Genomic DNA, 23645 nt, shown 5'->3' with positions numbered 1-23645 from the left:
TATAAATTGGTTAACCTAACGCCTACCGAATTAGAACGCTATCGTCGCCAAATGATGCTTCCGAATTTTGGCGAAACAGCACAGAAACGCCTGAAGTCAGCGACAGTTTTGGTTACAGGTGTGGGGGGATTAGGCGGTACGGCGGCGCTTTACTTAGCAGTAGCGGGCGTTGGGCGGCTAATCCTAGTCCGGGGTGGTGACTTGCGGCTAGATGATATGAATCGTCAGGTTCTTATGACTGATGATTGGGTAGGTAAGCCAAGGGTATTCAAAGCTAAAGAAACTCTGGATGCGATTAATCCTGATGTCCAAGTGGAAATTGTTCATGATTACATCACCCCGGAAAATGTAGATTCGTTAGTGCAGTCGGCTGATATGGCTCTTGATTGCGCCCACAACTTTACAGAGCGCAATTTGTTAAATGAAGCCTGTGTGCGATCGCGTAAGCCAATGGTGGAAGCTGCAATGAATGGGATGGAGGCTTACCTGACAACGATTATTCCTGGTGTGACTCCTTGCTTATCTTGTCTGTTTCCAGAAAAGCCTGAGTGGGATCAGCGCGGCTTTTCAGTTCTAGGCGCTGTTTCTGGAACCCTAGCTTGTTTAACAGCACTGGAAGCTATCAAACTGATAACCGGGTTTAGTCAGCCTCTATTATCGCAATTGCTGACAATCGACCTAAATCGGATGGAATTTGCTAAACGCCGTTCTCATCGCGATCGCTCTTGTCCTGTATGCGGTAATAGTGCGCCTTGGAGACACGCACAATCCAATTCAATGGAACCCACAGCCACAGGTATTGCACAAAATACTTAATTTGTCATTAGTCATTGGTCATTGGTCATTAGTGAATAACAAAGGACAAAGGACAACTGACAAATGACAACCTACACCTGAAATCAGAACAACTAATCGCTACAAATCAGGAGACTTCATGGCCGTTATCTTATCAGAAAAAGCAGAATTCCATCTGCGAGCATTCCTCAAAGGTTCAGCACCCGACGCTGATGGCGCAACTAAAGGTGTCCGCATCTCGGTAAAAGATGGTGGTTGCAGTGGCTATGAATATGCGATCGATATCACCAGCAAACCCCAACCAGATGATTTGGTGAGTCACCAAGGCAAAGTCGTAGTTTACGTTGATGCCAAAAGTGCGCCGTTATTAGACGGAGTTATCGTTGACTTCGTTGAGGGAGTGATGGAAAGCGGTTTTAAATTCATCAACCCCAATGCAACTGATACCTGCGGTTGTGGAAAGTCCTTCAAAACAGACGACGGCACGCCTACTGGTGTACCTTGCAGCTAACATCATTCCGTTAGTGCCAAGTTTGATTGTAGAGGCTTTCCATAGATGCGGTAGGCGATCGCGGAGCGTCTCTAAGAGTTGCCATGCCGCAGGCTTATCGCCTTGCCTTGAGGTAGCTTCTCGTTCGCATTGCATCCCTTACCTCTATAGAGAAGCTGACTAAACTTTGCATCTCCGTAAGAAAGAGGGAAGCAAAAAGTAGGATAGGTTGCTCAAAAACTTCGGAAATTAAACCAACTGTATAACGTTTGAGGAGAATCGGAAAATGGCTTCCTACCAAGTTAGATTAATCAACAAAAAAGAAGACATCGACACCACAATTGAAGTTGACGAAGAGACGACAATCTTGGAAGCAGCAGAAGAGAATGGTATTGAGTTGCCCTTTTCATGTCATGCAGGTTCCTGCTCTAGCTGTGTTGGTAAAGTTGTCGAAGGTGAAGTTAATCAAGACGATCAAAACTTTTTAGATGATGATCAGGTTTCTAAAGGATACGCTCTACTTTGTGTAACTTATCCTCGTTCTAATTGCACAATCAAAACACATCAAGAAGCGTATCTCGTATAAAGTATTACTTTGGTTTCTGCCTTTAGCGACCAAAGAAAAATGAAGGATGAAGGATGAAAATATACTTCCTTCTTTCCTTCAAAATTCTTAATTTATAATTCAAATGTTTACCCCCTTTAGTGTAACTGGCTGTTCATTAGAATTATTGAGAACAGGAGAGCGAGGAATCGTCACCTTCTGTAAAAGTCAGGATGAAAACATCTTAAACAGACTGATATCAATAGGGATAACTCCAGGAACAATTATTACTTTAGAACAAAACTTTCCATCATTCCTTATTAAAATAGAAAACACATCTTTAGCACTAGACACAAAAAGCATCCAAGCTGTTTATGTCCGCATTACTGATAATTAAACTAATTAAAATATACAATAAATAATATCTTTTTTAACAAAAGTTTTTGACTTCGTAATTAAGACCATACATAGCAATTACGAATTACGTTAGCGTAGCGGTAGCGAGTCCGCGTTAGCGCAGTGTCTCGTAGAGAGCGTCATTACGAATTAAATTTACCTCACTCCTGTATTAATTAATTCAAGGAGTGAGGTCATTAAATTGAGAGATATAAATGCAATTCGATATTAGTGATAGAGCCGCTTGCAATAAAAGGCAACTTGCCTATTTTTACTCAACAGCAACTATCACATCTGATGATTTAATCACGGCATAAGCCTCCTTGCCTTCTGTAAGTCCCAGCTTTTCTGCTGATGATTTTGTGATTATTGACACTAACTCTACTCCTGGTGCAATTTCTAAAATTATCTCAGTGTTAACTGTACCAGGCACAACTTTTTTTACAATACCTTTGAGAGAATTACGAGCGCTAATTTCCATGTTTCGTCTGTTTTTTACTTATTTATACTTAAACAAGCTAGCAAATTTGGCTTGAAAAAAGAAAATGTTTTAAATTTCTTAATAAGTCTCAGATGTAGAAAGTAAATCTCAACATCATAATTCAGATTTATTAAACACAATATTCAATGTAAATGTGGCATCAAATTTTAGCAAAACAATGTGCTTTAGACCATTGTTAAAACTAGGGGAACTTACGCAAAAATCTATTTACTATTAGTCTAGATAATGAAATCAGATTGTAAAAAATACTGCATTTTAATTGTTTTTAAATATTTTTTATAGATATATCTAGGGATCTTTATAAATGATTCATAATTCAAACTTATCAGAGTGATAATATATAACTAAGCTAAATTGTTGCTAGTTAACTTAGTACTAAAGCAAACCAAAATCAAATTCCTGGGTGAGGGCAGAGAGTAGGTAGTGGGGAAAGATTTTTTTGTTTTACGAAACTTTTGAATACCTAGCAAAGTTGCTTTGGCAAACAACTGGACTTTAGCTACTCGTATAAGATTTTAAAATAATGGTGGGTAATGCCCACCATTAAGTTTTCCAAGCAATTTTATGCTTGAAAAATACTTAATTGTGTGACGTTGAAAGAATAATTATGAGTCAATTAAACAGACAAGATTTGAGTGAAGCAACAACTCAATGGCTAATAGCAAAAGGCTATAACCCTGGGGATTTAAATCAGCTAGGGGAAAATGGCGATACAGCTTTGATGAAAGCCACAAGAGAGGGAGTGTATGCAGTCGTCAAAGAACTAATTGATGCAGGTGCGGATATCAACGCTCGAAATAGCGATCGCAACAATGCTTTGTGGTTTGCTTGCTTTGGTAATCACTACGAGTTAATTAATTTACTTTTGGCTGTCAACATTAATATTGATAACCAAAATGATAACGGTGCAACCGTTTTAATGTATGCAGCATCAGCCGGAAAAACAGAAGTCGTCAAGTTACTTTTACAACATCATCCTAACTTATATTTGAAAAACTTAGACGACTATAAAGCTATAGATTTTGCCAGTAATGTAGAAGTTTTAAGGATACTTAAAAATGCCATCAAGTCAGATATCGGGTAAAGCTTATCATGAAGCTACCAAGCATTCTTACTTATCGGTACAAATCGATCCAAATTATGTAGATGCCTCAACACAGCCATCTGCATTTAAAGTTTATCCAAAGTTTTATCGGAGAGTAAAATTAAATCTCAATAATCCTGTTCATTCTTTTATCTCGTTAACCAGTGCAATAACACTAGAAAAAGTATATAAAGATGGCCCTTATAAACTGCGAGTGAATCCATCAGCAGGCGCTCTGTATCCTACAGAAGTTTACGTACAGGTTCGTGGGATTGAGGGAATGATAGATGGTATATACCATCTAGAAGTTGAGAATAATTGTCTAACTCTCATCTATGAATTAATCGATGATGGGTTAGAGAATTATATTATACCGGGTAAATGTATCAACGGATTCATCTTTTTAATTAGTTGTGTTTATTATAGGTCTAGCTGGAAATATCAAAATAGAAGCATAAGATATTGCTTTTTAGATAGCGGACACCATTTAGGTGCGATCGCAGCTTCAGCTTTTCTCCACAACCGAGATATACAACTAATTTTCGACTTTGATAAACTTGCTCTCAATTCAGATTTGGGATTTGAGAATAAAGAGTTTATTACTGCTTGTGCGATGTCAGGAGAAGTACAAGATAAAAAAATCAGACGATTAAGGCTGAAAGTTCCTTTTGTTTCTGGTACTGATTATTTTGAATCCAATCAATTTATTGAAGATGGCTATCAAGCAACTACTCTACAAAATAGCCGCCAGCAGCAATTAGAATATCCTCAATTTGACTTCGACAAAGAGAAATTTTCTCAAGTTGTTTGGGATAGACGTTCTATTAGACGTTTCCGGAAAGAGTTTATTTCTCAAGAAGATTATTTATATGTAGTGCAACAACTTCAACAGTCAATACCGACAGAAAACTATGAGGAAATAGAAATTTACTCAGTCGTGCATCGAGTAGAGGGAATGACACCTGGGTTATATAAAGGTACGTATCTGGTTAAGACAGGTAATTTTAGTGAAAAGACAGGTTACTTATGTATTAATCAGGCTATTGCTAAAGATAGCGCTGTAACTTTATTTTTTGTGTCAGATTATTTAAACTATCAAACTGCTATGCAAATAGCTGGTTTTCTGGGACAGAGACTTTATTTAACTAGTAATTATTTGGGAATTCAGTGTAGTGGTATTGGTGCTTATTATGATGATGAAACCCAGGAATTATTAGAGACAAATAAAGATGTACTTTATGGAATGGTGATTGGAAGATAAGTAGGAAGCTAAAGAGAGATGGCTAGAAATATGTATTACTTTAATAGTGATGACTCACATCCTATGCAACCAACATCGGCAGATATTATACTGCGACAGCAATTAGAGGATTCTATTAGTAGATACTTTTATGACGCTTGCGATCGCAATATTCAAAATCTGCTGTCTGATTGCCGGTGGTATGTCACAACCCATGCCAATGCTCTGACATTGGTAATTGAATGTCCCGATCAAGTTATTAATTGGCGTGTTTTACAAAAAATTGTGCCAATGGGGACATTGCTATATGGAATTGTTAACAGTGCTAAAATCCGTGTTTGTCCGCCAGAAAGTCAAGGCATACCTTTTGAAATGAGGGTAGATGAACTTTCTGTTTATCGGGATTGGGCTTGATTCAATTTTGGATTGTTAATTAAAAGTTGATATTCTGTTTGATAAGTGCAGCTACCTCTTCAAAAACTAAATCAGCAGAATGTTTGACAACAGGACTTAATTCCAGCCCCAAAGCAAGATTTGCAGCCTCAATTAAATAAACTGTGACATCTTCAGGAAAGTCATTTTGAAAGATTTTCCGTCCGGCGGCTAAAGCATTATCCCAGCGAAAATCGTGCAAGTTATAACTAGGTTCTGGCAACGCTTCCAGTTCTTTTCCTGGAACTTTAAACACAGCACCCGGTTCTGAACCAGTTGAACTTGCATCAATAATTACTAATTGTTTACTACCTCTAGCTTGAAACATTACTTCCATCCCTGCGGTGCCACAGTCATAAACTCGCACATGAGGGTGAGGGTTTTCAGCTAGATATTTTTGTAAGCGTTGGGCAATGATTACGCCTACTGCGTCGTCATTGCGATTGAGATTTCCACAACCAATAATAGTTAGCATCGAATAATGACGATTACTTGTATGAATCAATGTATGAGTACTGGTATCGAGTAGACTGTAGATCAGATAAACAGTAGTGACTGAAACAGAGGCTTTGACTAATAATATAGACAAAGCCTCTGAAAAATAATTTATCAGCAGAAAACTAGAACTCTACACCATGTTTTTTGGCAACTTCAGTCAGTTTCTCGTACTGATGTTGTGATGCTTGAGTTAATATCTCTTCAGCCTGTTCTTTAGTACTTCCCTCTTTAGGAATTAAATACTTGACATAAAGAGATACAAAATCAGCCGCGATCGCTAAACCGGATAAAGCGTGTTTGTCAGCTTCTTTACCTGCGATCGCAGCCACCAAACCGGCTTTAATTGGGTCTGGTTTAACTTTCATGAACTGCTCGACAAGTTTAGGAACATAGTCTTCTGGTGGCAAATTATCTAACTTACTTTTATCAGGAGTAAAGTTACATTCTGCGGCTTGAGCTTGCTCTAAAACACACCATTCTATGTATTCTTGCAATGCTGCATCAGGAACGCGAGGGAGATAATTATGTAGCGCTAAATCAGACACAAGCTTACCGTGTAAATTGCTGTTTTATGCAAATGCATTAAGGCAAGCCTAACCCACTATTTCTATAAGTTTTAGTGTGGTACGCTACGAGTTTTGAATATCAGGCATTGGGAATAGGACATTAGGAATAGGTTATTTATCCCTCATTTTCCCCACTCCTCACTCCTCAGTTAAAAGAGTTGATGGAGCGATGTCTCCGCCGGGCTACGCCTACGCATTTTTGGTGTTGTCTATTTGTGTAGACAAAGGCACACTAGAAGACAGGTATAAATATATAATTTGTTCATGAAACCTGCTTTACATAAAGGGCAACTAATCACATGGAAGGACGATCGCGGGTTTGGTTTCATACAACCCGATGATGGTAGCCAAGAAGTCTTTCTACACATTACAGCATTGAAAGAGGTTAACCGTCGTCCCCAAGTCGGTGATTTTGTTTGTTATCAACTGACAGCTAGTAAAGATGGCAAGGTACGCGCTTTTAATGCTTCAATCAAAGGAGTTACATTAAAGTCCTCACCTTCTGCTGCACCAAAGAAGTCTATATCCAGAACTGTAGACAAATCTACATCATTAGCATTAAAGACATTACTTCTATCTTTACTACCGGGGTTAGGTTCAATCCATCTTGCACTAACAACTGGCAACCCAATTCCACTAATTCTTTATCCTGTCATGAGTTTCATTACCTTTGGACTATATGCCGATGATAAGTCTCGCGCACAACAAGGACGATGGAGAACGCAAGAAAATACTTTACATCTATGCGAATTTATAGGTGGTTGGTTAGGTGCATTTGTTGCTCAACAGAAGCTACATCACAAAAGCAGCAAAGTTTCTTATCAAGTTGTATTTTGGGTGATAGCAATTCTTCACATCGTATTTTGGTTAGATTGGCTATTTTTTGGTAAAACGTTGATAAATCTGTTTTTCAGTATTGCTTCTAGGGGTAAGTAAGTTTAGTCTGATTGTCATAGATCGCTCAGTTCGATGACCAATCCAGTAAGCTGTAAGTGAGTGTTGTCCATGATTATGATATGAAAACTTTTACTGCGATCGTTGAAAGAGATCCTGATACTAAGTTCTATGTTGGCTATGTCCCTGGCTTTCCTGGAGCGCATTCTCAAGGTGAAACCTTGGATGAATTGCAGGAAAATTTGCGTGAAGTTATTGAGATGCTTCTAGAGGAAGAGGATCTGGTATTCGAGACAGAGTTTGTTGGTATACAACAGATTGTGGTTCAGTAGACCATGAGTAATATTCCTATTCTGAAACCTCTATAAGTTGTACGAATATTGGAGAGCCTTGGGTTTGTGGAGGTACGTCAGAAAGGCTCACACAAACTGTCATACCAGTTACGAATTATGTCTTTTGGGCGATTGCCTCCGGCACGCTACGCGATCGCACAACTCTCAAGGTACAACATTCACGAACCCAAATTGACGAAAGTGATGATCAAAAGTGAATGCCTGAGTTAAATGGAGTTTATTCATCACAACCCGACTGGCGCAGTCCGTGAAACTCCAGTTTTTATCTGAAAACTGACGGAAAACCTGCCAAGTTTGTTGAATATCCTCTTCTGTCAGGTAATAAATGGTCGTCAAATTATCTGAAAAGAATGCCTCTCCCAAGCTGATTGCCCTCAACGTTTCTCCACGGGTTCTCAAAAGGGTCAAGGTTTCATCGACAACGTAATCTGTTGTTAGCAATGGCTGAATATTTTGATTAACCCATGAAGACGCTGCCTGATGCTCAGTATCGGAAGGAACAATACTAGCAAACCAGGCGCTGGTATCTACAAAGATCATGTTGCACTATGGGGAGGATAAAGAATAGTGTCATGATCTCGACCAGAAAATTTATCATTGCTTACTTCTAAGGGCATGGCTGCAATTTGTGCCAAAATCTCTCTAGGAGTTTTGTTTTGAGGTTTAGCCTCAGTTGAAATCACAGTGACTTCAACACGAGTTCCTTCGGCTAATGGAATCGGCTGTAATAACCTCAGTACACCCTGTTCATAAACAGCTTCTATAGTTATAGTCATAAACTTTTCCCTCATGCCATAGCTATTTCTAATCATGGCATAATATCTAACATAGTAAAAAACATAGCTAATGACTAACTGAAAAATAATTAGCCATTAGCTATTAGAAATTAGCATCTTTTAAGCGGTACGAAAACGCGCTAACTCTTCACCAGTTTTCGCATCATGGGCGTGAACTGTACACACCAAACATGAATCAAACGATCGCGCCACATGACCAACTTCCACTGGATCGCTAGAATCGTAAATGGGTGTCCCAATTAACGCTTCTTCAATGGGGCCCCGGATTCCTTCACCGTCACGAGGGCCAATATTCCAAGTACCTGGGGCAATAACTTGGTAGTTCTTAATCTTACCGCCCTCTATTTCCACCCAGTGAGATAAGGAACCCCGCGCTGCTTCCGTTGCACCCCAACCGCGTCCATCTTTTTCTTTGGGTTTGATATACCAAGGGTCGTTTAATTTGAATTCGCGTAAGCAGTGTTCAGCTTGACGATATAACTTGACCAGTTCGTGAACTCGTGCTAACTGACGCACATGAATACTAGCACCACCCATTCGTTTGAAGACATCGAGGATGAAGGGGTCGTAATGTTGCCAAGATTCGCCATGTTGACCACCAGCTACTAATTGACGCGCTAAAGGGCCAGTTTCCAAGCGTCCGAAGTCTTTGTGAAGGACTGCACTCGACCAAGAGTAAGCGTTATCGAAGTCTTTGGTATTGATTGCAGTGGGTTTAGTGGTGCGATCGCTAGGGTGAATATCTGCTGTCCCTTCATCGTACCAGGAGTGAGTTGTATTCTCGCGGGTAAATGACTGATCCATTAAAACATGAGTGTCTGCGAAGCTGTCGTACACTCCACTTTTCATGATCATCGCCGCATTTCGCCCTTCAATAGTCGGCTTTTGGTATTTATCTTCATGGGCTAAATATCCCCAAGTCACATATTTACCAACACCAGCGCCATATCTATCTAAACCGATATCTAAACCCATGCGCCAATAAAAACCTAAGTCGGAATCTCGATGATTTCGGTCTTCATCTAACCAATCTCTAAAGTCATCATAAGTTTGGATTTGTTCATAGCGTTCTAATGAACAACCTAACCACACTGGTTCTAACCAATTGGTGCGGAAGTATTCGAGAATCGCCCAAGCGCGGGTAATGTCTGTTAAGGTTGGGGCGCACATCACGCCACCCGGAACCATGTAGCTGGAATGGGGCCATTGTCCGCCCAATAGTGCATAAATTTCTACGGGTTTAGCGGAAATTGTTATGCCTAGTTCATAAGATTTGCCTGTGAAGGCGGCAAAGCGTCTGGTAGCTTCTTCATAAAAGCGACTATTGCGGTATTTTCTGTTTGTTAAATCAATGGCAAACAAACCATAAAAGTAGCGGGGGATGCTTTGAATTGTCTCGACAATTTGACCAAGATTTCTGGCTAAAATTGCATTGCGGGGAACTTCTGTTTCCCAAGCTGTATCTAATGCCCAAGATGCAGATGTCAGGTGAGAACCGCCGCAAATTCCGCAAATGCGAGGCGTGACAATTAATCCGGCTTGGGGGTCTTTACCGCGTAGGATAACTTCAAATCCGCGAAATAATTCAGCGTGTGTCCAGGCGTTGACTACTCTTCCGTGTTCAATATCAACTCGGACATCTAAATCGCCTTCAACTCTACCGACGGGCGATATATCTAATGATTGAATTGTCATTTGTCATTTGTCCTTTGTCATTGGTCATTAGTCATTGGTCATTGGTCATTGGTCATTGGTCATTAGAACTCTTGCACAAATATTAATAGACCCCCCTTAATCCCAGGGCTGTTTCATTCCATTTCAAACAGGATTTGTCAAGATGGTTAGCGAGAAAATTGTAAGTGAGGGTGACGAGAAGATGAACTTTTAAGCACTTGAACAACAGTAAAATTGTTCATTTTCTTGGCACGCTGGTAACAAAATAATCAATTTTAAATCGCTAGAACCCTTGATATTTAGCGCTCTTTAGGGAATGAAACAGCCCTGCCCTTAATCCCCCCTTATAAAGGGGCGAAATTGAGCTAAGTTTACTCCCTCCCCTTACCAAGGGGAGGGTTGGGGTGGGGTTTTAAGGATTTATGCAAGAGTTCTATTAATCATTAGTCATTAGTCATTAGTTTTTCACAAATGACAAAGGACAAATGACAAATGACTAAACTGTAAAAAAGTCTTCTTCTGCCCAAGGTGGTGCTGCGTCTTTGGCGACCATTGTGAGTAAGGCGTAGTCTTTTTTGTTGACTCCTGGCGGTAATTCTTTGGGAACTCCCATTACTGTTTGAGTTTTGAATACAGTTCCTGGTTTGAGGTCAAAGAAGGGAAATTCTGGTTCTGTGCAACCTAAACATGGCATTCCGGCGCGAGTTTTGGATGAAACGCGGTTCCATAAGATGCGGTTGCAGGAAGAATGAGTCATGGGGCCGCGACAACCCAAGTCATAAAATAGGCAACCTTTACGCTGACCAAATTCGGCGGTTGAGGCTTTGTAAGCAAAGTGGACGTTACGGGTACAACCTGTTTGGGTATAGGTGTTGAAGAAAGTTTGGGGACGATTTAGTTCATCGAAAGCAATGTCTGCTATGCGTCCAGTAGCGATCGCAACTAATATCTGCGTAATCCAGTCGGGATGGGCGGGACATCCTGGTATATTAATTACGGGTAATCCGGCTTGCGATACGAAATCTTTCCCTAAAAAACCGCCTTCTTGACGTTTGAGAAATTGCAAACCTTCTGATTCGCTGGGGTTGGGTGACATGGCGGGAATTCCTCCCCATGTCGCACAGTCTCCTACCGCGACGATAAATTTAGCAACTTTGGCAAGGTCTGCTAACCAATCTTTCATGGCGCGATCGGCAAAGCGATTCCATTCGCCAGTACCGTTGGGGGCATTAACAACACTGCCTTCAAATACCAAGATATCTAAAGGAATTGTGCCAGAAATACAATTTCGTAGCAGTGTTTGTAAATCGTTGCCTAGTTCCAGCCCCAAGGAAGGATGCCAAAGTATATTGATGCCAAAGTCGGCAATTAAATCGCAGACTGTCGGTTCTTCAGCATTGAGAAATGACATGGTGTTGCCTGAACAAGCACCACCTTGTAGCCATAGTACATTAGTCATCGGCTAGGTGTTTTTGTATTGTTTGCGATACGTGACTTAGTAAATAATGCTTGTAGAGTCTCACGTATTTATCAATATTTATTTATTTATATTAGTGGATTTTCCATTGAATTATCTTTTGTTAAATAAAAATTAATCATTGCTAAGAATTTAAATGTACTTAAGATTGCTTACAAGGTTGTAGCAAGAACATAATTTTTCACTAGAACTTGAATAATAAACGAAGCACACTGATTTTAGATAGCTGTTTTAAATCATTTTGAGAGAGTAGTAAGCTCAACTTTTATATATAAATGGGCTAATATTTTAAAGGTGAAAGTCTTGTAAGTTAAGAAATATCACTACTAGCCAAAAAAGGTAAATAGTAAATAAATTTATTTTTAAGTTCAAAGTCAATAGTTATATTTTGATAACAAAGTTAGGTCTTAAATATATAAAATGTTATCAATTCAATATAGAAGAACTGCGTTGTGTTAGGTCATGATACAGAACACCTTATCAAAATATAAGGTGTTTAAAGCTGACATTAATATTGGCAATTTCCCCCTAGAATTTTAGAAATAGAGTGTTTTATAGTAAAAAAATTGATTCACTCAATTTAGGGGATTGAGGATTAGGTATTAGGTATTGGGAAAATTTTCCTAGTCCCTAGCATCATTAATCCCTAGCCTCTAGTTTCAGACAAAAGGGGAATTCCGCCTAAAGGACTCAAAGCCTGCGTAAATCAGTATGGCCCGTGATGAAATGCGATCACGTGTTTCGATTATTCATGGGTGTTGGACTCAATTCCCAATTGGCTAGAGTACGGCAGAGTTATGACCCCCAGCATTACAGATTCAGCAGTGAAGGCTGCGGTAGCAGCTGTTGCATCGGAGTCAGCTTCAGCAGAAGAAAAAATCCAAATGCTGATTGAGATAGCACAGGGTTTTCAAAAAAAGCCCAAAGCTGCCCAAGACTTGCGGAATGCAGTTGGTTTATATTACCGGGCCTATGAGATGTGTGGTGAGGAGTATCCCTTATTGAAAGCCAGGGCCAAAGTGGGCATGGCGGGGACGTTACAGGCAATACCGGATGCTGATTACCAACTGTTGATGCAAGCTAAAGTCGGTTATGAAGAGGCATTACCGATTTTACAACAATTAGCTTTGCCAGAAGAAGTGGCAGAAACGCAGATGAATTTTGGGCTGGTGTTGCAGTCGTTAGTGCCATTCAATTTGGCGCGAATAACCGACAGCATCCAGGCTTATCATGAGGCTTTGCGGGTGTTCACTTGGGAAGATTACCCCCAAGAATACGCGATATTGTATAACAATATTGCGATCGCTTACCTTTCTATGCCCCTAGCATCAGAACGGGAATACTTGCGTCAAGGGTTAGCTGTGCAATCATTTGAGGTGGCGCTAAAGCATATTAATCTGATCGATCATCCCAGAGAATATGCGATGTTGCAAAATAATTTGGGTAACGCTTTGCAATATTTAGTGAGTTCCCATCCTGTCGAGAATAACTTACGTGCGATCGCAGCTTATGACGAAGCGCTAAAAGTGCGTAATCCCAAAGATACACCCCTAGAGTACGCTAACACAATTTCCAACAAAGCCAACGCCCTATTCAACTTACCAGACGACCCCGAAAAGCCAGAAGCTGGTAATCCTCAAAATCTTTTGCAAGCCCGTATCTACTATCAAAGTGCTTTAGAAATATTTACGGAATACCAACAAATTGCACAAGCAGAGGTAGTAGTCCAAGCATTACAAGATGTAGAAGCAGAAATGAAGGGTTAGGAGTTATGGGTTCAATACAGTTCAGATAAAACCAAAACCCTTGTAGAGACGGCGATTTATCGCGTCTTAAAAACCCAAGCGTATTGGTTATGGATCTAAATTGATTCTTAACTCTTTACTTAAACAACGAGGAAAAAACAGCATGAGAGACATTTTAACAACACCAAATCTGATAAATTTTCTCACAAGTTTAGCAGATGGCGATCTTAACATAGCAACAGAATTGGTCTGGCTAATTATAGCAACCGCCTTAGCTATGGTTGGCGGTGCAATTGGTGGAATGCTATTAGCTGGTAAAGATATAGGATATCAACTTTCAGCAATGCTTGGTGCATTATTTGCCCCTGCGGGTGTAATTCCTGCCATCTTCCTAGGGCTTGTTGCTTTAAACTTCTTGACAAATTATTAGGAGAAAATATGTTAGAGATCGGATGGTTATCTGCCAAGTTATTTTTTAAAGGAAAGCTAATACGCAATCCAATATTTTTTCTCAAGCAAACTACTATTGGTATTGCCGTAGGTTTTTCACTGCTAGTGTTACTTGCCCAAGCCCCCATTCCCTTCTACTTACCAATCATATTATCTAGCTTAGTGACAGGCATGATTATGCCGTTTCTCTTCAAAGATTTTAAAACGAAGTGAATTGTCATTGATAAACAATCAATGCCCAATGCCCAATGACGAATGACGAATGACAAATGACAAATGACCAATGACAAATCTTGAAGAATTAATTCAGGAAATTAATCGTTTTGAGGCAATTATATCCGAGTGGGATGAAAGCCAACGGTGTGTAGCAGTAGGTCTAAAAAGAGCAATTGAAGCTTTGCATAAAGCTGCATTGACTAATTTGATTAAAAGCCTAAAACAAGAGTCAATGCCAGCTTTGCGTCATGCTGTTGCAGATGAATTAGTGTATGCAGTGCTACTGTATCACGAGTTAGTCAAACCACCAAAACCACCATTAGCACAGCGAATTGAAACAGCCCTTGAAGAAGTTCGCCCAGGTTTAAAAAGCCATGATGGTGATGTAGAACTAGTAGCAATTAAGCCCCCAGATACAGTAGAAGTCAAATTAATCGGAACTTGCAGCAGTTGTCCGGCTTCTACCTTGACTTTATCTCAGGGAGTAGAACAGGCAATAAAAAACCATTGTCCTGAAATTACTAAAGTTGTTGCAGTCAATAATAGCCCTGCTGTTAAGAACGCGAATTCTGGTTTAATCAGTCCATTCTCTGCAAAAATAACTTGTACGTGGATGAAAGTAGCGACCCTTGATGAAGTTCCTGAATTTAGTGTAGTCGCAGTACAACTTGCTGGTACTTCACTAATTTTACATCGTCAAGGCGTTACAGTTAAATGTTACCGTAATGCTTGTACCCATCTAGGATCTCCCTTAGAAAAAGGTAAAGTTGAAAATGGTATTATTACCTGTCCTGCCCACGGATTCCAGTACAAATTAGAGACAGGTAAATGCTTAACCGTGCCTGATGTTTCGCTTCAGTCGTATCCAGTCAAAGTTAAAGACGATAAGGTTTTTGTGAAACTACAAAAATGATCATGCGAAGGTAAGATTTCAGCAAATATACTTGGCGATTAGTCAATCATGGCTAATTTGCTTTTTTATTTCAGTAGTTCGCGCATTCATTTTAGTTTTTTGTGCAAGCAAAATGCCCGAATGCTTTCTCAATATCCCTAACTTTATTCTCATTTGTGTAATTCAGGTATTGATTTTAGTGTTTTGAGAAAGTAAAAAGGCATATTACTTTCTCAAAAGGTCATTTGACTTATTCAAACCCCAGTTTGCTTATTCATTTTAGTGTTTTCCGCAAGCAAAATGAGCTTTTACTTATTCAAACTCCAGTTTGCTTATTCATTTTAGTGTTTTCCGCAAGCAAAAGGTCATTTGACTTACTCATTTTAGTGTTTTCCGCAAGTAAAATAAGCTTTTACTTTCTCAAACCCCAGTTTGCTTTCTCATTTCAGTAAATCGCGCACTCATGCCAAAGATTCGCTATGTAGCAAAACTTACTAAAAGGTTTTTTGAAAAGTATTTTGCTGTGACTTTAGGCATTTTTACATTCCTTCTAACCCCCCTTTTAAGACTAGAGTGAGTGTACACACATCTTGGCAATGAAAACCCAAACCCTGGATTACCCCCCTTAATCCCCCCTTGGAAAGGGGGGAAACAAGAAAATCTAGTTCCCTCACCTTTGCAAGGGGAGGGCTAGGGTGGGGTAATTCGATAACTTGTGTGTACACCGTAGCTTTTTAAGGGGAATTTAGGGGTATTTAAAACTATTTAATACTGAGAATAGGACTTTTCAAACATCCTCTAAAGGCTATCTTGAGTTTTTAAGCTTGATTAATACAGAAGTTGATTAGAGGTTTTAACTGAATTTGAAAAAAGCATAATGCAAAACCGTTACTGTTGTTACATGCTAATCAACATTAATGTTTTTAAATAATTATCAGCCTCTATCTGCGGTTCATGGATATCCCAATCATAAGTAATCCCATATCACAATTACCGCTAGAAGCAACAGAAAATCCTCAATATTTACCTCTATCACCTCAAGGTGCGGAGGTAATTTTAGGTAACATTATTGAACCCGAACAATTAGTCATACCTGTAGCGCCCAATGCCACAACAATGTTTGGGCCTCGTGGTACTTGTTTGTTATCAGAAACTGGCCCATTATGGGTATCAGATACCGGACATCACCGATTATTAGGATGGCAAAATTTACCCACGAGAGATAGTCAACCGGCTGATTGGGTAATTGGACAGCCTGACTTTTATCATGAAGGACAAAATGCTAAAACTACACCGGGAAGGACAACCTTAAGTGTACCAACAGGCATTTGTGCTTGCGGCGAAGGGTTAGCTGTCGCCGATGCTTGGAATCATCGGGTTTTGATTTGGAAAAACTTACCAGAAGATAATAATGTTCCAGCAGATTTGGTGTTAGGGCAACTTAATTTTACCGATAATGAACCAAATCGAGGCAATCAACAAGCATCTGCTAGTACAATGCACTGGCCTTATGGTGTCTACTATCATCAAGGACGGCTATTTATTGCTGACACGGGTAATCGAAGACTATTAATTTGGCATCAGTTACCAACAGAAAATGGTCAACCGGCTGATTTAGTTTTGGGACAACCGGATATGATATCTCGCAATGAAAACGGTGGTGATTCTCCAACCGCAGCTAGTATGCGTTGGTGTCACGACATCGCTTTTTGGGGAGAAAATTTGGTTGTCAGCGATGCAGGTAATCACCGAGTGATGATTTGGCAGGGAATGCCAACAGAAAATAATACTCCTTGTGCTGTAGTTTTAGGGCAAAAAAGCTTTAATTTTGTGGAAATGAATCAAGGAGTTTATTCTCCTAGCGCTAGCAGTTTGAGTATGCCTTATGGTGTGGCGGTGGCTGGCGATTGGTTAGTAGTTGCAGATACAGCTAATTCTCGTTTGTTAGGATGGAGAAAGCCAGAATCAATTTTATCATTGCAAGGTGTAATGGCAGATGGGTTGGCAGGACAAATAAATTTTCAAAGTAAAGGTGAAAATCGTAATTTCGGACTGCCTAAACGAGATAGTTTAAATTGGTGTTACGGGATAAAAATTTGTGGCAATAGGTTGGTAATAGCTGACTCTGGGAATAACCGAATTTTGCTGTGGCAGTTTAATAATTTGTAATATGATAAACGAACCGCAAAGTACGCAAAGTACGCAAAGAAAGAAATAAGAAGCCAAGGAAATTTGGCGTAGCGTCATTTTTGAAAGTCAGATTTATATGGCGACTGAAGAAATTAGAGTTCGCGGTACTGTTCAGGGAGTAGGATTTCGCCCTACTGTATATCGTCTTGCTAAAGCCTGTGGTTTGTATGGAGATGTTTGTAATGATGGGCAAGGTGTATTAATTCGGGTATCTGGTAGTGAGGAAGCATTAACAGAATTTGTTACCAGATTGCAAACAGAATGTCCACCATTAGCAAAAATTAATCAGCTAACTAGAATTCCTTATGAAGGTAAATTTAACTTTAACAATTTTGTGATTTCTAGTAGCCTCAATAGTGCCATTAAAACAGAAATTGTCCCTGATGCAGCTACTTGTCCACAGTGTCAAAAAGAAATATTCGACCCCTTTAGCCGCTTTTATCGTTACCCCTTTACCAACTGCACTCATTGCGGCCCTCGCCTGAGTATTATTCGTGCGATTCCTTATGACAGATGCAATACCAGTATGTCTGCGTTTGTTATATGTCCCGAATGTGCAAAGGAATACCACGATGTTGAAAATCGCCGTTTTCATGCCCAACCTGTAGCTTGTCATGTTTGCGGCCCTACAGCTTGGTTAGAACGCGCTGATGGGAAATCGGTTACTGCTTCCATGTTTTCCATGCTGGATGATGTGGATGCTGTTTGTACCTTGTTGCAAAAGGGTGAGATTGTCGCAATTAAAGGCTTAAGTGGTATTCATTTAGCTTGCGATGCAACTCAGGAAACCGTTGTCCAAAAACTGCGTCAGCGCAAAAAGCGCTATCATAAACCATTTGCTTTAATGGCGCGAGATATTGAAATAATTGAACAATATTGTAGTGTCAACGCTAAAGAAAAAGAACTATTGACAAGTTCTGCTGCACCAATTGTTTTATTACAAGCGACAGGTAAAAAACTTGTAGCACCATCGGTAGCACCGGGGCAAAATACCCTTGGCTTCATGTTACCTTATACGCCTTTGCATCATTTAATTCTGCGGCGGATGAATCGCCCAATTATTTTAACAAGTGGTAATCTTGCCGATGAACCACAATGTATTGATAATGACGAAGCAAGAGAAAAATTAGGGACAATCGCCGATTATTTTCTCTTTCACAATAGAGAGATTATTAATCGGGTAGATGATTCAGTAGTAAGAGTTATCGGTGAGAAAGTCCAAACAATTCGCCGTGCTAGAGGATATGCACCAGCATCTATTAGCTTACCACCGGGATTTGACAATGTACCGCAAATTTTAGCAATGGGTAGTGAGTTAAAAAATACTTTTTGCTTATTGCGTGAAGGAGAAGCAATTCTATCTCAACATTTGGGGGATTTAGAAAATGCTGCGGCTTTCAATGCTTATCAAGAGACTTTAAACTTATACTTGAACTTATTTGAACATAAACCAGAAGTAATCGCCATTGATAAACATCCTGAATATCTTTCCAGCAAACTTGGTAAAGAACTAGCAGATACAAATCAAATTCCAATTCATCAAATCCAACATCATCACGCCCATATTGCTGCTTGTATGGCAGAAAATGGGATTCCTTTAAATTCACCTCCAGTATTAGGTATTGCTTTAGATGGTTTAGGTTACGGTGATGATGGTACACTCTGGGGCGGAGAATTTATTTTAGCGGATTATCGAAAATTTCAGCGACTAGCAACATTTAAACCAGTAGCAATGATTGGTGGTGAACAAGCAATTTATCAGCCTTGGCGTAATACCTACGCCCAATTAATAGCTGCTAACCTTTGGGATGATTGCCAACAACAGTATGCTGATTTAGAAATTGTAAGATTGCTGAATAAAAAACCACTAAAACTACTCAATCAACTTATAGAGAAAAAAATTAACTCTCCTCCAGCTTCTTCAGTGGGGCGGTTGTTCGATGCAGTAGCGGCGGCTATCGGTATTTGCCCTGAAGAATGTAGCCATGAAGGACAAGCTGCGATCGCAATGGAAGCTATAGTAGATGTTAGTAGCTTAAATAATGATAAAGAAGCGCTAATATACCCTTTTAGTTTTAGCTTTTCAGATAGTATTTACTGTATAGACTCACGCCCAATGTGGCAAGCCTTACTCTATGACTTGCAACAGCAGATTCCCCAACCAGTTATAGCTGCCAAATTTCACAAAGGTTTAGCTAATGCGATTGTGGAAATTGTTAAGCATCTTTGTGAAGAAAATCTGATTAATCAGGTAGCTTTAACAGGAGGAGTCTTTCAAAATTGTATATTGTTACAGCAAGTTAGCAAACGATTAGAAACATTGGGGATAAAAGTACTAACTCATAGCTTAGTTCCAGCTAATGACGGCGGATTATCTCTAGGACAAGCAGTTATTACAGCTGCACAATTAATACATGAGTCTTGATTTTTGAAAAAACTTAGAAATAATTCTCTCTGTGTTCTCCGCGCCTCTGCGGTTAGTTTATCTTCAAAATAAAAAAATGTGTTTAGGAATCCCCGGACAAATTATAGAAATTACCAACGTTAACCATAAACTAGCCCTAGTTAACATTGGTGGTGTGAAGCGCGAAGTAAATATTGCCTGCATCGTAGATGAACAACATCCTCCCGAAGCTTGTATTGGCGATTGGGTGCTAGTGCATGTTGGCTTTGCCATGAATCGAATTAACGAACAAGAAGCAGCAGAAACATTACAACTATTCCAAGAATTAGCAGCAGCAGCCCAAGCAGGGATTAGTACTTAACTTAACGAACCGCAGAGGCGCAGAGGGCACAGAGAGTAGAAAGAAATACTTAACTCAGCCGTATTGACATAAAGCTTACTATTCCCAAATCCTTATGAAATATGTTGACGAATTCCGCGAACCGGAAAAAGCAGAAGCCATACTCCGCGAAATCACCAAATTAAGCCACCAGCTAGAAAAACCCATCAAAATCATGGAAGTATGCGGCGGACATACCCATTCCATATTTAAATACGGTATCGAAGAAATATTACCCCAAACCATTGAACTAATTCATGGGCCTGGTTGTCCAGTATGCGTTATGCCAAAAGGGAGATTAGATGATGCGATCGCAATCTCTCAAAATCATAACGTTATTTTTGCCACCTTTGGCGACGCAATGCGAGTTCCCGGTTCCAAAACCACTTTACTGCAAGCCAGGGCACAAGGTGCAGACATCCGTATGGTGTACTCTCCCTTAGATAGCCTGCAAATTGCCAGAGATAACCCAGACAAAGAAGTAGTCTTCTTCGCATTAGGCTTTGAAACCACAGCCCCCAGCACCGCCTTCACCATTCTGCAAGCAGCAGCCGAAGAAATTCATAACTTTAGTATGTTTTCCAATCACGTCCTTGTGATTCCCGCCCTCAAAGCACTATTAGATAATCCCGACTTGCAACTAGATGGATTTGTTGGGCCTGGTCATGTCAGTATGGTAATTGGCAGTGACCCATACCAATTTATTTCCCAACAATATAATAAGCCAATAGTTGTTTCAGGATTTGAACCCTTAGATATTCTCCAATCAATTTGGATGCTATTGCAACAGCTAACAGAAAATCGTTGCGAAGTTGAAAACCAATATAACCGAATTGTAGAAAAAACTGGGAACACAGTAGCCCTACAAGCCATAAATAAAGTTTTCGCCGTGCGAGATAGTTTTGATTGGCGCGGCTTAGGTGACATTCCCTATTCAGGATTACAAATCAAACCTGAATATGCCCAATTTGATGCCGAACTTAAATTTACCATTCCGAATCTCAAAGTAGCCGACCATAAAGCTTGTAAATGTGGAGAAATCCTTAAAGGAGTCTTAAAACCTTGGGAGTGCAAAGTATTCGGTACAGCTTGTACACCAGAAACACCAATTGGTGCTTGCATGGTATCTTCTGAAGGCGCTTGTGCAGCTTATTACAAATATGGGCGACTCTCCACCATTGCCAAAAGAACTATCACCCAAAAACCAAAAATAACTCAAAAACCTCTTCCCGCCTGCGGTTTTTCTTTAGACTAAGACATTTTTTAAATACTCTGCGTTAAAAAAATCCTCAATTTTAATATGAATATTTCTCCCACCAACTCAGCACAAAATTCCTTGTTTCAAAAAATGGAACAAGTCCGCCGTCGCCAAGGTAAAGTGCGAGATACTCATATAACTCTCGCACATGGTAGCGGCGGTAAAGCCATGCGCGATTTAATAGATGATATTTTTGTCAGCAATTTTGATAATCCAATTCTTTCCCAATTAGAAGACCAAGCCAGCTTTAATTTAGCCAGTCTCATGCAACAAGGAGACAGACTCGCATTTACTACAGATTCTTATGTTGTAGACCCGTTATTTTTCCCCGGTAGTGATATAGGAGAATTAGCCGTAAATGGTACAGTTAATGATTTAGCTGTCAGTGGTGCTAAACCTTTATATTTAACTTGTAGCGTAATTTTAGAAGAAGGATTACCTGTAGAAACCTTACGCCGTGTCGCAACTAGTATGAAAGCAGCCGCAGAAAAAGCGGATATTCAAATTGTCACTGGTGACACAAAAGTTGTACATCGTGGTGCAGCCGATAAACTCTTTATTAATACTGCTGGTATTGGTATCATCCCACGAGGAGTTAACATTTCCGCTCACAATATCCAACCTGGAGATGCAGTAATAATTAATGGTGAAATAGGCAATCATGGGACAGCAATTTTAATTGCCCGTGGCGAATTAGCTTTAGATACTAATATTGAAAGTGATTGTCAGCCGTTGCATAGTTTAGTAGAAACTATTCTCCATGTATGTCCCCAAGTTCATGCTATGCGAGATGCTACACGCGGTGGTTTAGCCACAGTATTAAATGAATTTTCCCTCAGTTCCAATGTGGGAATTCGTCTTTTTGAAGAATCTATTCCAGTGCGAGAAGAAGTCAACGGAGTTTGTGAAATTCTCGGTTTAGACCCATTATATTTAGCTAATGAAGGTAAGTTAGTTGTAATGGTTTCAAAAGAGAATGCTGACAACGTTTTATCAGCTATGAAATCTCACCCAGCAGGCAAAGATGCTTGTATTATTGGCGAAGTTCTTTCTTCACCCCCAGGTATAGTTTTGTTAAAAACAGTTTTTGGTGCTGAAAGAATTGTTGATATGTTAGTAGGCGACCAATTACCAAGAATTTGTTAATTTTTAATAAATTTTATAATATGCACGAATTTGGAATTACCCAAAATATTGTGGCAATTGTGACTGAAAATGCCAAAGGCGCAAAAGTGCAGAGAGTTTTATTAGAAATCGGCAAACTTTCAGCCATTATGCCCGATGCTATCCGATTTTGTTTTGATATTTGCACCCAAGGCACAGTTTTAGAAGGGGCGACATTAGAAATTTTGGAAATCCCAGGCTTAGGGCGATGTCGCCAATGCGGTGCAGAAATTTATTTAGATAAACCGTTTGGAATATGTAACTGTGGTAGCGTGCAATTAGATTTAATTACTGGTGAAGAACTGAAAATTAAAGAAATAGAAATCGAGGAATTATGTGTGTAACCTGCGGTTGTTCTGATGATGGCGAAATAAAAATTACAAATTTAGAAACAGATAAAGCTGAACATAATCATACTCACACTTTATCAGATGGAACTGTCATCACTCACTCCCATAGTCATGACACTCATATAGAAGCACCTCAAATTCATGCCAAAATACATAACACAACGATATCTTTAGAACAGGATATATTAGCAAAGAATAACCTGCTAGCTGCCCAAAATCGGGGATGGTTTAAAGGTCGAAATATTCTCGCCTTAAATTTAATGAGTTCTCCTGGTGCTGGGAAAACAACTCTTTTAACGCGAACCATCAATGATTTAAAACATCAATTATCTATTAGTGTAATTGAAGGCGACCAAGAAACTGCTAATGATGCCAAAAAAATTAAAGAAACAGGTTCTAAAGTCATCCAAATCAACACCGGAACAGGCTGTCATTTAGATGCATCCATGATAGACAGAGGTTTACAACAACTGAATCCGCCACTAAATTCAGTTGTGATGATTGAAAATGTCGGAAATTTGGTTTGTCCAGCCTTATTTGATTTAGGAGAACAGGCAAAAGTCGTGATTCTTTCTGTCACAGAAGGAGAAGATAAGCCGATAAAATACCCGCATATATTCCGTGCTAGTGATGTAATGATTCTCACCAAAATTGATTTGCTACCTTATGTAAATTTTGATGTTCAAAAGTGCATAGATTATGCTAGTGAAGTGAATCCCCAAATTCAGATTTTTCAGGTTTCTGCAACTACTGGTGTAGGATTAGATAATTGGTATAAATGGGTAACTGAAAAGGTAGTAAATTAATTAACTTGATTATCATGTTTAACTATTAGCGATCGCACCATGACTGCTG

At 39.6% G+C, this 23645-nt stretch carries 27 protein-coding genes; 20 read left to right on the top strand and 7 right to left on the bottom strand.

Features of this window, described 5'->3' with window-relative positions; genetic code table 11:
• Positions 1-6 precede the first annotated feature (6 nt).
• From ACFFRD_RS18090 to ACFFRD_RS18075, 4 genes are all read left to right on the top strand, one after another.
• Positions 7-816, top strand: coding sequence for a HesA/MoeB/ThiF family protein (locus ACFFRD_RS18090; protein ID WP_114083654.1), 810 nt, complete (start codon positions 7-9; stop codon positions 814-816).
• A gap of 118 nt (positions 817-934) precedes the next feature.
• Positions 935-1306, top strand: a complete 372-nt coding sequence (locus ACFFRD_RS18085) for an iron-sulfur cluster assembly accessory protein (protein WP_012407189.1) — start codon at positions 935-937, stop codon at positions 1304-1306.
• Between the two features lie 265 nt (positions 1307-1571).
• Positions 1572-1871 (top strand): 2Fe-2S iron-sulfur cluster-binding protein, encoded by a 300-nt coding sequence (locus ACFFRD_RS18080; RefSeq protein ID WP_069069799.1) that lies wholly within the window; start codon positions 1572-1574, stop codon positions 1869-1871.
• Positions 1872-1974: 103 nt separating this feature from the next.
• Positions 1975-2226, top strand: coding sequence for a FeoA family protein (locus ACFFRD_RS18075; RefSeq protein WP_392482612.1), 252 nt, complete (start codon positions 1975-1977; stop codon positions 2224-2226).
• Between the two features lie 270 nt (positions 2227-2496).
• Here ACFFRD_RS18075 and ACFFRD_RS18070 read toward each other — a convergent pair whose 3' ends face one another.
• A complete protein-coding gene (locus tag ACFFRD_RS18070) occupies positions 2497-2706 on the bottom strand; it encodes a molybdopterin-binding protein (protein WP_392482611.1) in 210 nt (69 codons plus the stop codon).
• Between the two features lie 628 nt (positions 2707-3334).
• On the opposite strand from ACFFRD_RS18070, the gene ACFFRD_RS18065 reads away from it, so the two are divergent.
• Genes ACFFRD_RS18065 through ACFFRD_RS18055 form a run of 3 tightly spaced genes read left to right on the top strand, consistent with a single transcriptional unit; the run spans position 3335 to position 5465 of the window.
• Entirely contained in the window at positions 3335-3811 is a 477-nt protein-coding gene (locus tag ACFFRD_RS18065; RefSeq protein ID WP_179071797.1) for an ankyrin repeat domain-containing protein, read from the top strand.
• The gene (locus ACFFRD_RS18060; protein WP_392482610.1) at positions 3786-5072 is read left to right on the top strand and encodes a SagB/ThcOx family dehydrogenase; all 1287 of its coding nucleotides are present in this window, start codon (positions 3786-3788) and stop codon (positions 5070-5072) included. Before ACFFRD_RS18065 ends, ACFFRD_RS18060 begins: the two co-directional genes overlap by 26 nt.
• 18 nt (positions 5073-5090) lie before the next feature.
• Complete coding sequence (locus tag ACFFRD_RS18055) at positions 5091-5465, top strand: hypothetical protein (RefSeq protein ID WP_179071795.1); 375 nt, start codon at positions 5091-5093, stop codon at positions 5463-5465.
• Positions 5466-5484: 19 nt separating this feature from the next.
• On the opposite strand, the gene ACFFRD_RS18050 is transcribed toward ACFFRD_RS18055, so the two are convergent.
• Entirely contained in the window at positions 5485-5958 is a 474-nt protein-coding gene (locus ACFFRD_RS18050; protein ID WP_392483101.1) for a hydrogenase maturation protease, read from the bottom strand.
• A 145-nt stretch (positions 5959-6103) separates the two neighbouring features.
• The gene (locus ACFFRD_RS18045; RefSeq protein WP_392482609.1) at positions 6104-6526 is read right to left on the bottom strand and encodes a hypothetical protein; all 423 of its coding nucleotides are present in this window, start codon (positions 6524-6526) and stop codon (positions 6104-6106) included.
• A gap of 285 nt (positions 6527-6811) precedes the next feature.
• On the opposite strand from ACFFRD_RS18045, the gene ACFFRD_RS18040 reads away from it, so the two are divergent.
• Positions 6812-7483 (top strand): DUF1294 domain-containing protein, encoded by a 672-nt coding sequence (locus tag ACFFRD_RS18040; protein WP_392482608.1) that lies wholly within the window; start codon positions 6812-6814, stop codon positions 7481-7483.
• Between the two features lie 80 nt (positions 7484-7563).
• On the top strand, positions 7564-7773 hold the full coding sequence (locus ACFFRD_RS18035) for a type II toxin-antitoxin system HicB family antitoxin (protein ID WP_392482607.1): 210 nt from the start codon (positions 7564-7566) through the stop codon (positions 7771-7773).
• 165 nt (positions 7774-7938) lie between these two features.
• Here ACFFRD_RS18035 and ACFFRD_RS18030 read toward each other — a convergent pair whose 3' ends face one another.
• From ACFFRD_RS18030 to ACFFRD_RS18015, 4 genes are all read right to left on the bottom strand, one after another.
• Positions 7939-8334, bottom strand: coding sequence for a type II toxin-antitoxin system VapC family toxin (locus ACFFRD_RS18030; RefSeq protein WP_179071789.1), 396 nt, complete (start codon positions 8332-8334; stop codon positions 7939-7941).
• Positions 8331-8570: an antitoxin family protein gene (locus ACFFRD_RS18025; RefSeq protein WP_114083644.1), complete on the bottom strand. Its 240-nt coding sequence runs from the start codon at positions 8568-8570 to the stop codon at positions 8331-8333. Before ACFFRD_RS18025 ends, ACFFRD_RS18030 begins: the two co-directional genes overlap by 4 nt.
• 120 nt (positions 8571-8690) lie before the next feature.
• Positions 8691-10286: a nickel-dependent hydrogenase large subunit gene (locus ACFFRD_RS18020; RefSeq protein ID WP_392482606.1), complete on the bottom strand. Its 1596-nt coding sequence runs from the start codon at positions 10284-10286 to the stop codon at positions 8691-8693.
• Positions 10287-10761: 475 nt separating this feature from the next.
• Entirely contained in the window at positions 10762-11724 is a 963-nt protein-coding gene (locus ACFFRD_RS18015) for a hydrogenase small subunit (protein WP_179071786.1), read from the bottom strand.
• Between the two features lie 815 nt (positions 11725-12539).
• On the opposite strand from ACFFRD_RS18015, the gene ACFFRD_RS18010 reads away from it, so the two are divergent.
• The 11 genes from ACFFRD_RS18010 to hypB all read left to right on the top strand — a co-directional run bounded on the left by ACFFRD_RS18010 (position 12540) and on the right by hypB (position 23596).
• The gene (locus tag ACFFRD_RS18010; RefSeq protein ID WP_392482605.1) at positions 12540-13508 is read left to right on the top strand and encodes a hypothetical protein; all 969 of its coding nucleotides are present in this window, start codon (positions 12540-12542) and stop codon (positions 13506-13508) included.
• Between the two features lie 142 nt (positions 13509-13650).
• The gene (locus tag ACFFRD_RS18005; protein WP_179071784.1) at positions 13651-13917 is read left to right on the top strand and encodes a hypothetical protein; all 267 of its coding nucleotides are present in this window, start codon (positions 13651-13653) and stop codon (positions 13915-13917) included.
• An 8-nt stretch (positions 13918-13925) separates the two neighbouring features.
• Positions 13926-14150 carry a hypothetical protein gene (locus tag ACFFRD_RS18000; RefSeq protein ID WP_392482604.1) on the top strand — a complete coding sequence of 75 codons (225 nt, stop codon included), beginning with the start codon at positions 13926-13928 and terminating at the stop codon, positions 14148-14150.
• 70 nt (positions 14151-14220) lie between these two features.
• Positions 14221-15066 (top strand): NifU family protein, encoded by an 846-nt coding sequence (locus ACFFRD_RS17995; protein WP_392482603.1) that lies wholly within the window; start codon positions 14221-14223, stop codon positions 15064-15066.
• 933 nt (positions 15067-15999) lie between these two features.
• Positions 16000-17214 carry a hypothetical protein gene (locus tag ACFFRD_RS17990; RefSeq protein ID WP_392482602.1) on the top strand — a complete coding sequence of 405 codons (1215 nt, stop codon included), beginning with the start codon at positions 16000-16002 and terminating at the stop codon, positions 17212-17214.
• Between the two features lie 97 nt (positions 17215-17311).
• Positions 17312-19660 (top strand): carbamoyltransferase HypF, encoded by a 2349-nt coding sequence (hypF, locus tag ACFFRD_RS17985; protein WP_392482601.1) that lies wholly within the window; start codon positions 17312-17314, stop codon positions 19658-19660.
• Between the two features lie 76 nt (positions 19661-19736).
• Positions 19737-20000: a HypC/HybG/HupF family hydrogenase formation chaperone gene (locus tag ACFFRD_RS17980; protein WP_392482600.1), complete on the top strand. Its 264-nt coding sequence runs from the start codon at positions 19737-19739 to the stop codon at positions 19998-20000.
• A gap of 94 nt (positions 20001-20094) precedes the next feature.
• Entirely contained in the window at positions 20095-21273 is a 1179-nt protein-coding gene (hypD, locus tag ACFFRD_RS17975) for a hydrogenase formation protein HypD (RefSeq protein WP_392482598.1), read from the top strand.
• A gap of 45 nt (positions 21274-21318) precedes the next feature.
• Positions 21319-22422 (top strand): hydrogenase expression/formation protein HypE, encoded by a 1104-nt coding sequence (hypE, locus tag ACFFRD_RS17970; protein ID WP_392482597.1) that lies wholly within the window; start codon positions 21319-21321, stop codon positions 22420-22422.
• 20 nt (positions 22423-22442) lie between these two features.
• Positions 22443-22784 carry a hydrogenase maturation nickel metallochaperone HypA gene (locus ACFFRD_RS17965; protein WP_334703552.1) on the top strand — a complete coding sequence of 114 codons (342 nt, stop codon included), beginning with the start codon at positions 22443-22445 and terminating at the stop codon, positions 22782-22784.
• Positions 22775-23596, top strand: coding sequence for a hydrogenase nickel incorporation protein HypB (gene hypB, locus ACFFRD_RS17960; protein WP_392482596.1), 822 nt, complete (start codon positions 22775-22777; stop codon positions 23594-23596). Before ACFFRD_RS17965 ends, hypB begins: the two co-directional genes overlap by 10 nt.
• Positions 23597-23645 lie beyond the last annotated feature (49 nt).

This window comes from Nostoc sp. C110 (assembly GCF_043099725.1).
Lineage (GTDB): Bacteria > Cyanobacteriota > Cyanobacteriia > Cyanobacteriales > Nostocaceae > Nostoc > Nostoc muscorum_A.
Note: the sequence above shows the minus strand (reverse complement) of the source record. Positions and strands in the feature narration are given on the sequence as shown.